Origin of the sequence: Burkholderia sp. 4NA327C6, from assembly GCF_005502655.1 — a bacterium.
GTDB lineage: Bacteria > Pseudomonadota > Gammaproteobacteria > Burkholderiales > Burkholderiaceae > Burkholderia > Burkholderia contaminans.
In genome coordinates this window covers 21111-35477 of record NZ_SCNZ01000068.1, presented here as the reverse complement: position 1 = coordinate 35477, position 14367 = coordinate 21111, and the positions used below count along the sequence as shown (strand labels likewise).

Below are 14367 nucleotides of genomic sequence, written 5' to 3'. Positions count from 1 at the left end.
GCCGCGCTCGGCCGGCCAGCCGATCCACTTCGCCAGCTCGATGAACAGCAGCAGCAGCGAGATCCCCTGGATCACCTCGGGAATCACGAGCGGCGCGTTGATCATCCCGCTGAACAGCGCGAAGCCGCGAAAGCGCCCCATCCGCGCGAGCACGAAGCCGGCCCACGTGCCGATGAACACCGATGCGAACGCGGTCAGCACGCCGATCTTCAGCGACAGCCACGCGGCCGTCAGCAGTTCGTCGTCCTCGACGAGCGCCGCGTACCAGCGGAACGAGAAGCCCGACCACACGGTGACGAGCTTCGACTCGTTGAACGAATAGACGATCAGGCTGATGATCGGGATATACAGGAACGCGAAGCCGGCAAACAGCGCCGCGAACTGCAGGTAACGATTCGGCTTCATCGACGGCCTCCCTGCTCTTTCGCCTGGAAGTGCTGGAACATCGCCATCGGCACGAGCAGCAGCAGCACCATCGCGCAGGTCACCGCCGACGCCATCGGCCAGTCTGCGTTGTTGAAGAACTCGTTCCACATCACGCGGCCGATCATCAGCGTGTTCGCGCCGCCGAGCAGCTCGGGGATCACGTACTCGCCCACCGCCGGGATGAACACGAGCAGGCAGCCCGCGATGATCCCGTTCTTCGACAGCGGCAGCGTGATCTGCACGAACGCCTTCCACGGCCTGGCGCCGAGGTCGTACGCGGCTTCCAGCAGGCGCAGGTCCATCTTCACGAGGTGCGCATACAACGGCATCACGAGGAACGGCAGGTACGAATAGACCATCCCGATGTACACCGCGTAGTTGGTGCGATACAGCTCGATCGGCGTATGCGTGAGCCCGATCCACATCAGGAAGTTGTTCAGCAGCCCGTTGTTCTTCAGGATGCCGATCCATGCATACACGCGGATCAGGAACGACGTCCAGAACGGCAGCATCACGCCCATCATCAGCAGGTTGCGGGTCGCCGGGTTCGAGCGCGCGATGTAGTACGCCATCGGATAGCCGATCAGCAGGCACAGCAGCGTCGTGATCGCGGCCACCCACACCGAATTCACGTAGGTCGCGAAATACAGGCTGTCCGTGAACAGGAACGCGTAGTGCGACAGGTTCAGCGCGACGTGCACGACGCCGTCCGCGTACGACGCGAGTTCCGTATACGGGGGGATGCCGAGCTGCAGCTCCGCGAAGCTGATCTTCACGACCAGCACGAACGGCACGAGGAAGAACAGCACGAGCCACGTGAACGGGCCAGCCACGACCGCCGTGGCGCCCGTCAGGTTGAAGCGCCGCACCGGCCACGAAAGCATGGTCTTGAACGTGGTCATGACGTCAGCACCACGCCGGCCGTCGCGCTCCAGCGCACGTAGATCTCGTCGCCGAGCGCCGGCGTGTCGAGCTCCGAAATCGCGAGGCTCGACACGTTCGCGATCACCGTCTTGCCGCCGTCGAGCTTCACGTGATACAGCGAGTAGCCGCCCATGTAAGCGACGTTGCTGATGCGGCCGCGCGCCCAGTTGAACGCGCCTTCGGGCGGCTTGCGCGTGAGCGCGATCCGTTCGGGGCGCACCGACACCGTGACCGGCATCCCGAGCGGGCCCGAGATCCCGTGGCTCACGTACAGCCGGCTCGGCAGCTCCGGCGACTCGATGTACACGTGATCGGGTTCGTCCTCGACGGTCACGCCGTCGAACAGGTTCGTCGAGCCGATGAATTCGGCCGAGAAGCGGCTGTTCGGATATTCGTACACTTCGTTCGGCGAGCCGATCTGCACGATCTGGCCTTCGCTCATCACCGCGAGGCGATTGGCCATCGTCATCGCTTCTTCCTGGTCGTGCGTGACCATGATGCAGGTGACGCCGACCTTCTGCAGGATGTTGACGAGCTCGATCTGCGTGCGCTGGCGGATCTGCTTGTCGAGCGCGGACATCGGCTCATCGAGCAACAGCAGCTTCGGCCGCTTGACCAGCGAGCGCGCGAGCGCGACGCGCTGCTGCTGGCCGCCGGACAGCTGATGCGGCTTGCGCTTCGCGTACTTGCTCATCTGCACGAGTTCCAGCGCCGATGCGACGCGCGCCTTCAGCTCGGCCTTCGGCGTGCCTTCCTGCTTGAGACCGAACGCAACGTTCGACTCGACCGACATGTGCGGGAACAGCGCATACGACTGGAACATCATGTTCACGGGCCGCTTGTACGGCGGCATCTGCGCGAGGTCCTCGCCATCGATCAGGATCTTGCCCGACGTGACCGTCTCGAGGCCCGCGAGCATCCGCAGCAACGTCGACTTGCCGCAGCCCGAGCTGCCGAGCAGCGCGAACAGCTCGCCCTGGCGCACGGTCAGGTTGACGCTGCGCACGGCTTCGGTGTCGCCGAATTTCTTGACGACGTCGACGATCTGGACAAAGGACTCGGCGCGCGCATCGGCGCCGGAGGAGGAAACGGAGGACGGCGCGCCCGCGACCGGCGCACCCGACTGGCTATTCATGATGTGCTGCTTCTCTCCTGCGTTGAACGAACAAAGCCCCCGGGGGCACCAGGGGCTTCATGACTGCTGATTCACTCCGGCTCGCGTCAGCGGCCCGACTTCAGCTCGGTCCACAGACGCGTCTGCAGACGCTGGATTTCAGGCGGCAGCGGCTTGAGCAGGAACAGCGTCTTCACGACGTCGGCCGGCGGATAGACGGCCGGGTCGTTCGCGACGTCGGGCCGCACGTACTTGCGGGCCTCTGCGTTGGCGCTCGGGTAGTACACCGCGTTCGTGATCGCCGCGTGCACCTTCGGATCCTCGATGTAGTTGATCCACTGCAGTGCGGCATCCTTGTTCTTCGCGTCCTTCGGGATCGCCATCACGTCGAACCACACCGGGGCGCCGCCCTTCGGAATGTAGTACTCGACCTTGTACGGCTTCTTCGCTTCCAGCGCGCGATGCTTCGCGATCACGACGTCGCCCGACCAGCCGAACGCGAAGCAGATGTCGCCGCCGACCAGGTCGTTGATGTAGCCCGACGAGTTGAATTGCGTGATGTACGGGCGGATCTTCTTCAGCACTTCCATCGCGGCCTTGTAGTCGGCCGGGTTCGTGCTCATCGGATCCTTGCCGATGTAGTGCAGCGTCGCCGCGAACATCTGGTCGGGTGCGTCGAGCACCGACACGCCGCAGGTCTTCAGCTTCGCGATGTTTTCAGGCTTGAACAGGATGTCCCAGTTGTCGAGCGGCACCTTGCCGAGCGCCTGCTGCGCCTTCGTCAGGTTGTATGCGAGACCGGTCGTGCCGTACGCCCAGGGCACCGAGTACTTGTTGCCCGGATCGGCGCCGGCGACGAGCGCCATCAGTTGCGGATCGAGGTACTTGAGGTTCGGCAGCTTCGACTTGTCGAGCGGCGCGAAGATGCCGGCGGCGATCTGCTTGCCCGCGTAGTTGCTGGTCGGCACGACGATGTCGTAGCCCGAGCTGCCCGTCAGCAGCTTCGCCTGCAGCGTGTCGTCGCTGTCGTAGTTGTCGTAGCGGACCTTGACGCCCGCCTGCTTCTCGAAGTTCGGGATCGTGTCCTTCGCAATGTAGTCCGACCAGTTATAGACATTGAGCTGCGTATCCTTCGCCGCTGCCGCCGATGCACCCACGCACAGCGCGAGCGCTGCGAACCGGCCCACTACCTTTGCTTTCATCCCGTTCTCCCTACGGCCGGACCGTGTGTCCGGCTGCCGTCTGCCTCGTCATGACGGCGCATTCTGGCGCGCCGCCCCTCGAAAACCCCGAAAACTACCATCATTCGCGCCCCGTCACAAAAAAATCATGCCGGTGTCGCGCAAACGGAACAGATTCCCGCTGCCGGCCAGGCTGGCTGCCCGTGCGGCGAGGCGTTCCCGGGGAATTCTATCGGGTAATCGGCGGCTGTCCACCGGGAAAAACGGGCGTCGGCGCGACCGCGTTTGCCGGCCCGACGCGCGAGCGGCCTGCGCGACCGGGCCCGATGCCGGGCCGTGCCGACACGCCCCCGGCGCGCGCACGGCACGCCGGTCGCCTCCGCCCGGCCGATCGGCCGCGATGGATTAAAATGGCGGCTGACGATTCGACTGCGTGAAACTCCCGATGGCCTCCAATCTCCACGACCTGCCCGACAGCCCCTGCATCGGCGTGTGCTCGACCCTCTTCGACGAAGTCTGCAAGGGCTGCGGCCGCACGGCCGCCGAAGTGTCGAACTGGGTGTTCCTGAGCGACGACGAGAAGCGCGTGGTGTGGGAGCGCATCTCGCGCGAAGGCACCGCGATGCGCTTCCAGTACGACAAGCTGTAAATCCGCCGCGCAAAAAAAGAGCGGCATGCCGACCGCCATGCCGCCAACCCCAACTCTGTTCTTTTCCCTTCGCGTCTAGAACTTCATCCCGACGCCCACGCCGACGATCAGCGGATCGATGTGCAGCGTGCCGATGCCCTTGTCGCCGAGCGTCGCATCGGTGCTCATCCAGATCTTCTTCACGTCGACGTTCATGAAGACCTTCTTCGTCAATTGCACGTCCACGCCGAACTGCAGCGCGGGGCCGAAGCTGCTCTTGTTGATCGACACACCCTCGCCGCCGACGTTGAGCCCGTTGTTGTAGAAGTACGTGTAGTTCACGCCCGCACCGACATACGGACGCACCTTGCCGGCATGGTTGAAGTGGTACTGCAGCAGCAGCGTCGGCGGCAGCACGCCCACACCGCCGAGATTGCCGATGCTCGACGTGAGCTGGTGACGCGACGTGCCGAGGATCAGCTCGACGCCCAGGTAGTCGCGGATCATGTACGTGAAGTCGAGCTCCGGCACGATCGCGTTGTTCACGCCGACGTTGAGCGCGCCCAGCGTATCGCTCGCGCGTTCGTTCGGCTGGATGCTGATCGCGCGCAGCCGGACCAGGACATCGCCCTGGTTGATACCGTCGCCCGGCGAGGCCGCATGCGACAGCGAAGGCATCGCGGCGAAAGCGGCTGCAACGGCAGCAGCGGTGACACAAGTTCGAATCGTTTTATGCATGGTACGGACCCCCAAAGAATGGTTTCCATTCTCCCTGTAGGGTCTTGTCCTTATCTTGATATCCGTCAAGCCAGCGTAAACGTGGGACGGTTTGCCGCAGGCTCGGTCGCACTGCCCGTCAGCAGCAGGTCGAGCAGATCGCGCACGCTGCGGATCGCACGGCCGAACGGCAACGCTTCGCGGCCGCGGAAGAACAGCCCGTTCGCCACGTCGCCGCGCAGCGCGGCCGCGAGCCGCGTATCGATGCAGAAATGGCCGAACTTCTCGATGCCGTCGCGCAAGCCGCATACGCTCAGGCATTCGAGCGCGGTCGGGCAGCGCTGCTTCAGCGCGCCGAGCTTGGTGCGGATGCGCGTCTCGTTGCGCAGGTAACGATCGAGCCACGGCGTCTTCACCGCGCGTGCGGGCAGCCCCGTCACGCTGACGAATTCGACGATGTCCTCGGGCGTCGCGTCGGCCAGCACGCGCTTGAAGTGCGGATGCGCATCGCCCTCTTCCGTCACCGCGAACGGCGTCCCCACCTGCACGCCGTTCGCGCCGGCGTCGAACGCCGCGCGCACCGTGTCGTGACTGTTGATCCCGCCCGCAACGATCAACGGGATCGTTTCGCGCGCAACGCCGAGAGACGCCATCACCTGGGCGGTCTCGTCGAGCACGCGCGCGAAATCGAAGCGACTGTCGTGCATGTCGTCGATCTGCGTGACGCCGAGGTGCCCGCCCGCGTGCGCCGGATGCTCGATCACGATCGCATCGGGCAGGCGCCCCTTCTTCATCCACTTCTTCAGCACGAGCGCGATCCCGCGGCTGTCCGACAGGATCGGAATCAGCGCGATCTCGTAGCCTTGCGTGAGATCGGGCAAGTCGAGCGGCAGGCCCGCGCCCATCACGATCGCGTCCGCCCCCTCGTCGCACGCCGCCCGCACGTAGTCCGCATGCGCGCTCACGGCCTTCATCACGTTGACCGCGATCATCCCGCGCCCTTCGCTGTAGGTCTTCGCGAGGCGGATCTCGCGTGCGAGCGCCTCGAGGTTCGCGGCCTCGAGCGTCGCGCGATCGGGTTGCGCGCGGCAACGCGCGAGCAGGTCCGCATGATGGTGGCGCAGGTCGATGCTCGCGATCGTGCCGACCGCGCCTTCGCGCGCGACGCTGCCCGCCAGCCGGTGCGCGGAGATGCCGACGCCCATGCCGCCCTGCACGACGGGCAACAAGGAGCGGCCGCGAATCGTCAGCGGCGGAAAGGAAGTGCGTACGGTCATCTGAAACCTCGTCGGAACATCGGAACCGCGATGATCGACGATCCACCGACGCGCATCTTGACGGCCGTCAAGAAAAAAACGGCACGCAAGCGTGCCGTTTCCATCTCATGCCACGAGAAACGCTCAGGCCGGCTTCGCGGGCTTGAGCTGCATCGACTTGTACTCGAGATATTCTTCGAGCCCGTACACGCCGTTCTCGCGGCCGTGACCCGACTGCTTGTAGCCGCCGAACGGCGCGGCCATGTTCCATGCGCCGCCGTTGATGTCGACCTGCCCGGTGCGGATGCGGCGCGCGATGCCCATCGCGCGTTCGTCGCTGCCGGCCCATACCGCGCCGCCGAGCCCGTACGGCGAATCGTTCGCGATTCGCACGGCCTCGTCTTCATCGCGATACGTGATGATCGACAGCACCGGCCCGAAGATTTCCTCCTGCGCGATCGTCGATTTCGGATCGACGCGGCCGAACACGGTCGGCTTCACGAAGAAGCCCTTCGTGAGCCCTTCCGGCAGGCCCGTGCCACCCGTGACGAGTTCGGCGCCTTCGTAGATCCCGCGCTGGATGTAGTCCTGCACACGCTGCTGCTGTGCGGCCGATGCGAGCGCACCGAGGCGCGTCGCGTCCTGCCGCGGATCGCCGGCGACGTAGGTTTCGGCCGCCGCCTTCGCGATCGCGCGCGCCTCGTCGTAGCACGCTTCCGGCACCAGCATGCGCGTGTGCGCCGAGCAGGTCTGCCCCGCGTTCAGGTAGCACGCGTTGACCGTGCCCTTCACCGCCGTCGCGAAATCGGCATCGTCGAGGATCACCGACGCCGATTTGCCGCCCAGTTCGAGTGCAACGCGCTTGACGCTCGCGGCCGCCAGCTCGGCCACGCGCTTGCCGGCACGCGTCGAGCCCGTGAACGACACCATGTCGACGTCCGGATCGGTGGCCAGCACTTCCCCGACGACCGGGCCATAGCCGCACACGAGATTGAACACGCCGGGCGGCAGCCCGGCTTCGTGAATCGCTTCGGCGAGCATGAACGCGTTCAGCGGCGCGACTTCGGACGGCTTCAGGACGACCGTGCAGCCGGCCGCGAGCGCCGGCGCGACTTTCAGCGTGACCTGGTTGAGCGGATAGTTCCAGGGCGTGATCGCCGCGACGACGCCGACCGGCTCGCGCACGACGAGCGAGTTGCCGACCTGTGCCTCGAATTCGAACGATTCGGCGAGCTTCGCGTATGCCTTCCAGTTGTAGATCGGGCCGCCGACCTGGATCGCGCGCGACAGCTTGATCGGCATCCCGACTTCGCCGGTGATCGACTGCGCAAGCTCCTCGCTGCGCGCCTGCAGATGCTCGACGATCCTGCGCAGGTAGCCCGCGCGCGTCGCGGGCGGCGTGGCCGCCCACGCGTCGAAGGCTGCGCGCGCCGCGCGGATCGCGTCCTGCGCGTCGGACGCGACGCCTTCCGGAATCCGGCCGATCACGGCCTCGGTGCCCGAGTCGATCACGTCGATCGTGCCGGTGCCGGCCGGTTTGCGCCACGCGCCGTCGATATAGAACTGGTCGTAGATTTTCATCGCTTTCCGCCTCCAGGAAAGCCGACATTCTAGCGAGCGTTTCGGTCCGCCGGTGTGACCCGGCGTGACGATTGACAGCCATTAGAAAGGTCTTTAGCCTCGGCGCCTCAATCATCATAAGAAAGGGGAATGCCTTGAGCATCCTGACCAGAATCGAGGGCGGCTATCTTCAGGTACTGCGCGTGATCGTGCTGTTGTTCGCGACCGCAGTCCTGATCGGCGGGGTCATATTCGGCGCGGTCGCACTCGATGCGCGCCTGTCGAAACCGCCGAAGGTCGATTCGGCCATCCAGGTCGATCCTGCATCGTTTGCGTGGGAGAACGATGCGCCCGCCAAGGCCGCGCCGGCCGCCGACGGCGCGGCAGTCAAGGACGACGATGCGTCGCCCGCGCTGCGCCTGTCGACGCAATTGTCTGGCATCGTGCAGAAGCATGGCCGGGCCGCCCTGTCGCCGGATTACGCGGTCGATCGTGATGCATACGAGCCGTCGTTCCAGCGCGTGCTCAATGACGACGGCCATCCGGAAGTCGCGTATTACGAGCAGCAGATCGCGTATCTCGACAAGGTGCTGTCGCGCCCGGACGTCGCGGCCAGCGTCAAGAAGAAGGTCACCCGTCACCGCGACGAATATGCGCGGGAGCAGGCGTACACCGACGTCGTGTCGGCGGTCATGCGCGACTTCTCGCAGCGCTACGACGCACGCCGGACCGCGATCGACAACGAGAAGAGGGCTGCGGAAGAAACCGCTGCGGAGAACGGCCAGACCGCGCGCTACGCGGGCGTCGCCGCGCTCGTCGCGCTGTATTCGTTCGTGTCGCTCGCGGTGCTGATCATCCTGATCCGCGTCGAGCGCAGCATCCGCTCGATCGCGCGCGCCTCGCACACGACGACCTGAGTTCGCTCATCGGCAGCCCGGCCCGCGCGCCCGGCTGCGGCGGGCCCGGCAACGGGCCCGCTTCACGGCGTGCACGGCGCCCGGCGGCCGTTCCCCGGCCGCGTCCTCCCGCATCGCTCCTCACGCGCTCCCGCACTTTCCGTTCCCGCCGCCCCCTCACTTCGCCGTCGGCGATCCTGGCCGGCGCAGCGTCCGTCTCGCCACCGCCATGTCAGCATCCGCCCGGGTGCGCGGTCGGGCCCGCATCGTGCTATGTTTTTATTATCGGCACCGGCCCGTTGCAACCGGCGCCGCCCGGAATCGACGTATTTCGTGAGCGCTGCCATGTCCGACGCACCCCATACCCTCGGCTCGCAAGACCGCCTGGAACTGCTTTGCTGGCTCACCTGCGGCAATCTCGGCGCGTTTTACCTCAACGAATCGTGGCCGGACGCCGCGTTCCAGGTCCAGGCCGCGCACCGCTGGCTCGACCGCCATCATCGCCAGGCCGACTGGCTGGCCGTCGCCAAGCTCGCGGCGCTCGCGCAGGACATCGCGAAGCGGCATGCCGGGTTCGTCGATGCGTCATGGGCGCGCGACGCGGTCGAGGAAATCGTCGATACCGACGATCTCGACTATCGGGCGAAACTCGTGCAATGGGTCTACGAAGACTGCTGCAAGGCGCTCGCCGACAAGCGGCTGGCCGATTGAGTCCATGCGTGCGGGCCGCGGCGGCATCGCGCGGCGGCCCGTCTGTTTGTCGACGCGCGTGGCAGTCTCGATGGCGCGGTACGCGTCGCACCGCCCCCTGCGCCGCCACGCACCGCGACACTTACAGCAGCGACTTCGCCTGCGTCAGCACCTTGTCGCAGATCTGCTTGGTCACCTGCTGCTTCAGGCCGCCGCCGCTCAGGTCGAGCTTGCTGCCGTTGCCGGCATCGAGGATCCCGCTCGCGCCGCTGGTATAGCCGCTGTCGGACGACGCGCTGCCGCCGAGCTTGCCCATCAGCGCGTCCTTCACCGACGACGCGCCGCCGGATGCCCCGCCGAGATAGTTGTTCTGGATGCAGAACTGCAGCAGGCCGGCGACGTTGCCGGTGCTGCCCGGCATCAGCGACGCACCACCGCCGCCCGTCAATGCACCACCGAGGCCGCCCAGATTGCCGAGCGCGCCGCCCGCGCTGCCGCCTGAATCGCCACCGCCGCCGACCTGCTTCAGGACATCGCCCAGCTGCGCATGCGCCGCCGAAAACGGCGCGAGCAATCCGATCAGCGCGCCGGCAACAGTCGCGCGGTATAGACGTGCATTCATGTGAAGCCTCCCGGTTGTGACGGCATGCGTGCCGCGAATCGAATCCAAGAATACTCAATCAACCCGTGCATGACAGCCTTCGAAGGCGGCCTGAAACGTCAGGCATCGTGATATCGCCACAATTTGACAAAGCTTGACGGCGGGCCGTGTGCGGAACGTCGGTTTGACGCAGGCTCGCGATCACTGCGCCGGGTCGCCGGCGCGCGTGAAGCGTCATAGAATCGTCGTCGCCGGCCGTTCGGACCCTCCGGCCCGATCACGAACCCGAACCTGAAGGATGCTCGCGTGATGCTTGTCCATCGATTTCTGCTGATCGCAGGCGCATCGGCCGCGCTGCTTTGCGGCTCCGGCACCGCTCGCGCCGCGACGGCCGCGGCCGCCGCCGCATGCCCGTCGCCTTCGTTCGACCGCTATCCGGCACCCGCCGCGAGCGCGCCACGCAAGCCGGCTGCGGCGCCCCGCCTGACCACCAGGGAAACCCGCCTCTACCGCACCGTGATTCGCGACGAATTCACGCAACCGGCCAATTTTGCCGGCCACTACCGGGTTGCGATCTGGGGTTGCGGAACGGATTGCCGGAATTTCGCGATCGTCGACAAGTACACGGGCGCGACGTACACGATGCCCGGCGTGCAGGCCATCGCCGGCGTGATGGGCAACGACGAGGAGCGTGTCGATTTCCGACCCGGCAGCAGGCTGCTGATCGTCGCGGGCTGCTTCAACGACGATTGCGACGACAACAGCGCGAAGGCCGCCCGGTTCTTCTATGAATGGACCGGCACGCAGTTGCGTCGGATCGGCACCTGTCCGCTGGCGATCGAGCCGCTCCAGTAGCCGACCGATGAGAGCGCCGGCCGCCGCTCGCCGCGACTTGCGTTATCGTTCCTCCGGTACACCTTGAACGGCGCACCCACCCGCGATGTCCATTCGCCTCAGTTTCGACGACGGGCCCGGTCCCTCGACACCCTTCTTGCTCGATGTCCTGCACGCCGCGTCCTGCCAGGCGACCTTCTTCCTGCTCGGCCAGAATCTGGCAGGCGCGCTCGATGTCGCGGCAAGAATGGCGCGCGAAGGCCACCAACTCGGCAATCACACCCATTCGCACGCGAAGCCCGGCGCGCTGGCGGACGATGCGCTGATCGACGAGATCGAGACGACCGACGCGCTGATCCACGAAGCCTATCGCCGAGCCGGCGTTCCGGCTCGGGACACGATTCCGTTGCGCCTGCCTTACGGCCTGATGCCGCAGGACAATCGCGCCGGCGTGCTGGCGCGGCTGCAGCGCGAACACACGGGCTGGACCGCGATTCTGGACGACTGGCAACGGCCGGCGCCGTCGCCGCAAGCGCTGTTCGACGCGATGTGTGCACATGTCGACGCCAGCGCGGCACGGCAACGTGACGTGCTGTTCTGCATGCACGACGGATCGCGGCACGGCGAGGCGCGGCCCAATACGGTCGAAGCGGTGCGCCTGTTCCTGAATCGGCCGCGCTGACGAAGCCGCCGGTCAACGTACCGGCGCCGCACCATCGAGCAACTGCCGCCAGCCGCCGAGAAAGCCGATGCCCGGCCCCGGTGTCCACAGGCCGCGTTGTGCAGCTTCGAGATGGATCAGCGTCTGGTCCGCGCAGAACAGGGCCATCAGCGCATCGCGGCGGTCGTGCATCCAGTCCGGCACGTCATCGGCCCGCGTCGCGGCGTAGGCTTGCAGGCCGGCGTCCCAGCGCCGTGCATCGAATACGAAGCGATCATCCCTGCCCGCATCGCGCGACAGCGCGAACAGCGCAAAGGCCGCTTCGAGCCACTGCACGCCCTGCCCGACATCGTCGAAATCGAGCACGCCGTTCACCGCGTGCCCCACGTACAGCAGGTTGCCCGCGTGATAGTCGCCGTGCAGCCACTGTGTCGCTCCCGTCAGCCAATGCGCGGCAGCGTCGAGATGTGCGCCGATCCGACGCATCATCGTCTCGCAGTGGCCGCTCAAGTCACCCGGCAACGACGGCGCAGCTCGCGCCGCTACACGTGCGTGGCGCGCAGACAGCCAGGCCAGCGGCGCCGATTCGGTCACGGGCATCGCCGCCATCGCCGCGTGCAGATGCGCAAGCGCACGCATCGCATCGATCGCGCCCGCCTCCGCATCGTCCGGCAGGCCGGGGCAGCCGGCGATAGGCTCGAACAGATGCAGCCAGCTTCCATTGGGCAGCTGCACACCGGACTGTGCGTCCACGGTCGGCCGCAGCTTCGGCAGCGCAGGCAGCCTCGGTGCCGTGCGCGAGTGGCCGAGATGACCGAGCACTGCCGCCTCGCGATGCACCTGCTCGGCCGCCTTGCCTGGCCACGACACGCGCAGCACCGCGCGCCCCGCATCGCACTCGACGAGATACGTTTTGTTAGTATGGCCCGACGCCAGCGCCTGCAGGTGCGCCGACCCGATGTTCCAGTACCGGTGAAGCCACGGTTCCAGCGTTTTCACGTCACTCCTACTCGTTGCATTGACCATGTCAGAGCGTCCCTCGGCCCGCATGCGGGACATCAATATCGAATGGCTGACGCGTGCTGCCGAATTCGACCATCTGTTCCAGACGCGCTGGCTCGGCGAGCGCTTCTTCCACCTGCCCGGCGACATGCTCGCGCTCCAGGAGCTGATCTGGCGCGAGCGTCCCGACTGCATCGTGCAGACCGGGATCGCGGCGGGCGGCGGTGTCGTATTCTCCGCGTCGATGCTGGAACTGGCCGGCGACAGCGGCCGCGTCGTCGCGATCGAGCCGCGCCTGCGCGACGAGGTCAGGCAGCGCCTGCAATCGCACCGGCTCGCCCACCGCATGACGCTGATCGAAGGCGAATCATGCGCGGCCGACACGCTCGCATCGGTGCGTGCGCAGATCGATGAAGGCGCACGCGTGATGGCGATCCTCGATCTCACGCACACCCACGCGCACGTGCTGCGCGAACTGGAATGCTATGCACCGCTCGTGACGCCCGGCAGTTACGCGATCGTGATGGATACGATCATGGAGTACCTGCCCGCGTCGATGTTCGACGGCAAGCCGTACGGCAAAGGCAACAACCCGGCCACCGCCACGCATGAATTCCTCGCTCGCGACGACCGCTTCGAGGTCGACTACGACATCGAGGACCGCGTGCTCATGACGCTGTCGCCAGGCGGTTTCCTGAAGCGAGTGCGCTGATCAGGCGGGCCGCCTCGGCCGAACCGTCGCGCGCCGCGTAGCTCGCGCGGACCCGCGCCGCCTGGTCGCGCAACGTCCCGGGCCGCAACAGGCGTTCGAGCGCCTCGGCGATATCCGCCACGCCGGCTTGCTGCAGATCCAGCACGCACCCCGCGCCGGCGCGCTCGACGAAGTGCGCCGAATGGAACTGGTCATTGCAGAACGGCGACAGCAGCATCGGCACGCCGCAGGCAAGCGACTCCATCACCGAATTCGCGCCGCCGTGGCTGACGAACGCGTGCGTGCGCTGCAGCAGCGCCAGCTGCGGCGCGTAACGCACCGCGATCACACGCCCGTCGTCGGCCGGCAGCAGATCCGAATCGACCAGTTCGCCCACCGACAGCACCAGTTGCGCCGACGTCGCGCGCGTCGCCTCGATGACCTTCGCAAACACGTCGGGATGGTAGTAAAGCTGGCTGCCGAGCGACATGTAAACCAGAGGACGATCCGCATCGAGGCGTTCCCACGGGAACGGCGTCTCGTCGCCGCGCGGGCCGGACGGCATTGCCGGCCCGACCAGCTCGACGCTGGGCGGCGGCGCACCGACCAGCGCGTCGGTCGTGAACGCGAGCGTCAGGTGCGGCGAGAGGATGTCGCAACCGCGAAAACGCGCGTCGAGCCCGTAGCGCGCGAACAGCCGCGTGCGTTCCGGTTCGAGCCATCGCACCGTGCGCAGCAGTTCCGAATCGAGATCGTCCGACAGCACGGGATTCAGCGAATTCGACATCGAGACCCACGGCCGCCCTTCCAGTTCCGCCGCGATCGCCGCCGCATAGAGCAGCGGATCGATCACGACCACATCGGGCCGCCAGTCGCGCAGCACCGCGCGGATGCCGTCCACCTGCGCGGGGGCGAGATCGATCAGCAGCGTGCGGATCCAGTGCCGCAGCCAGTCCGCATCCCGAATGTTCGCGGCGAAGCTCGCGCCGCGCGACAGGTCGTGGCGCTCGGGCGTTTCGCGCGGCCCGACGAATTCGAAGCCGCCGGCACCGTCGAGCTGTGCACTGATATCGGCCGGCGCATAGAACGCGACGTCGCACCCCGCGGTGCGCAGATGCTGGGCCGGGCCGATGCACGGATTGACGTGCCCCTTTTCGGGCACCACGCAGAACAGGATGCGTTTCAT

General features: G+C 66.5%; 15 protein-coding genes and 1 pseudogene. 6 read left to right on the top strand and 10 right to left on the bottom strand.

The features are described from left to right. The 4 genes and pseudogenes from FFS49_RS38365 to FFS49_RS38350 all read right to left on the bottom strand — a co-directional run. Nucleotides 1–405: pseudogene (locus FFS49_RS38365) on the bottom strand (putrescine ABC transporter permease PotI); the annotation flags it as partial. After that, on the bottom strand, nt 402–1328 hold the full coding sequence (locus FFS49_RS38360; RefSeq protein WP_105816642.1) for an ABC transporter permease subunit: 927 nt from the start codon (nt 1326–1328) through the stop codon (nt 402–404). The gene FFS49_RS38360 and the pseudogene FFS49_RS38365, both read right to left, overlap by 4 nt. Then, the gene (potA, locus tag FFS49_RS38355) at nt 1325–2485 is read right to left on the bottom strand and encodes a polyamine ABC transporter ATP-binding protein (protein WP_039357876.1); all 1161 of its coding nucleotides are present in this window, start codon (nt 2483–2485) and stop codon (nt 1325–1327) included. The genes FFS49_RS38360 and potA overlap by 4 nt, the downstream gene beginning before the upstream one ends. Nucleotides 2486–2571: 86 nt before the next feature. Next, nucleotides 2572–3666 carry a polyamine ABC transporter substrate-binding protein gene (locus FFS49_RS38350; protein ID WP_105816643.1) on the bottom strand — a complete coding sequence of 365 codons (1095 nt, stop codon included), beginning with the start codon at nt 3664–3666 and terminating at the stop codon, nt 2572–2574. Nucleotides 3667–4090: 424 nt separating this feature from the next. Between FFS49_RS38350 and FFS49_RS38345 the strand changes: the two genes are divergently transcribed. Further along, nucleotides 4091–4294, top strand: coding sequence for a DUF1289 domain-containing protein (locus tag FFS49_RS38345; protein WP_059964625.1), 204 nt, complete (start codon nt 4091–4093; stop codon nt 4292–4294). A gap of 75 nt (nt 4295–4369) precedes the next feature. On the opposite strand, the gene FFS49_RS38340 is transcribed toward FFS49_RS38345, so the two are convergent. From FFS49_RS38340 to FFS49_RS38330, 3 genes are all read right to left on the bottom strand, one after another. Then, entirely contained in the window at nt 4370–5011 is a 642-nt protein-coding gene (locus FFS49_RS38340) for an OmpW family outer membrane protein (RefSeq protein ID WP_039357873.1), read from the bottom strand. A 65-nt stretch (nt 5012–5076) separates the two neighbouring features. Then, complete coding sequence (locus FFS49_RS38335; protein ID WP_105816644.1) at nt 5077–6267, bottom strand: nitronate monooxygenase family protein; 1191 nt, start codon at nt 6265–6267, stop codon at nt 5077–5079. A 123-nt stretch (nt 6268–6390) separates the two neighbouring features. After that, nucleotides 6391–7827, bottom strand: a complete 1437-nt coding sequence (locus FFS49_RS38330; protein WP_105816645.1) for an aldehyde dehydrogenase family protein — start codon at nt 7825–7827, stop codon at nt 6391–6393. Between the two features lie 134 nt (nt 7828–7961). Here FFS49_RS38330 and FFS49_RS38325 point away from each other — a divergent pair, with 134 nt between their 5' ends. Together FFS49_RS38325 and FFS49_RS38315 are read left to right on the top strand one after the other, a co-directional pair. Continuing rightward, a complete protein-coding gene (locus FFS49_RS38325; RefSeq protein ID WP_105816646.1) occupies nt 7962–8723 on the top strand; it encodes a hypothetical protein in 762 nt (253 codons plus the stop codon). 324 nt (nt 8724–9047) lie between these two features. Further along, nucleotides 9048–9413, top strand: coding sequence for a hypothetical protein (locus tag FFS49_RS38315; RefSeq protein WP_039357869.1), 366 nt, complete (start codon nt 9048–9050; stop codon nt 9411–9413). A 121-nt stretch (nt 9414–9534) separates the two neighbouring features. Here FFS49_RS38315 and FFS49_RS38310 read toward each other — a convergent pair whose 3' ends face one another. Continuing rightward, entirely contained in the window at nt 9535–10014 is a 480-nt protein-coding gene (locus tag FFS49_RS38310) for a DUF2501 domain-containing protein (RefSeq protein WP_105816648.1), read from the bottom strand. Nucleotides 10015–10299: 285 nt separating this feature from the next. On the opposite strand from FFS49_RS38310, the gene FFS49_RS38305 reads away from it, so the two are divergent. After that, nucleotides 10300–10848: a hypothetical protein gene (locus FFS49_RS38305; RefSeq protein ID WP_105816649.1), complete on the top strand. Its 549-nt coding sequence runs from the start codon at nt 10300–10302 to the stop codon at nt 10846–10848. 85 nt (nt 10849–10933) lie between these two features. Continuing rightward, nucleotides 10934–11509, top strand: coding sequence for a polysaccharide deacetylase family protein (locus tag FFS49_RS38300; RefSeq protein ID WP_105816650.1), 576 nt, complete (start codon nt 10934–10936; stop codon nt 11507–11509). A gap of 12 nt (nt 11510–11521) precedes the next feature. On the opposite strand, the gene FFS49_RS38295 is transcribed toward FFS49_RS38300, so the two are convergent. Next, on the bottom strand, nt 11522–12487 hold the full coding sequence (locus FFS49_RS38295) for a phosphotransferase (RefSeq protein ID WP_105816651.1): 966 nt from the start codon (nt 12485–12487) through the stop codon (nt 11522–11524). Nucleotides 12488–12512: 25 nt separating this feature from the next. On the opposite strand from FFS49_RS38295, the gene FFS49_RS38290 reads away from it, so the two are divergent. Further along, the gene (locus tag FFS49_RS38290) at nt 12513–13202 is read left to right on the top strand and encodes a CmcI family methyltransferase (RefSeq protein WP_039357863.1); all 690 of its coding nucleotides are present in this window, start codon (nt 12513–12515) and stop codon (nt 13200–13202) included. Here the strand turns inward: FFS49_RS38290 and FFS49_RS38285 are convergent. Further along, nucleotides 13159–14367, bottom strand: coding sequence for a glycosyltransferase (locus FFS49_RS38285; RefSeq protein WP_105816652.1), 1209 nt, complete (start codon nt 14365–14367; stop codon nt 13159–13161). The genes FFS49_RS38290 and FFS49_RS38285 overlap by 44 nt on opposite strands.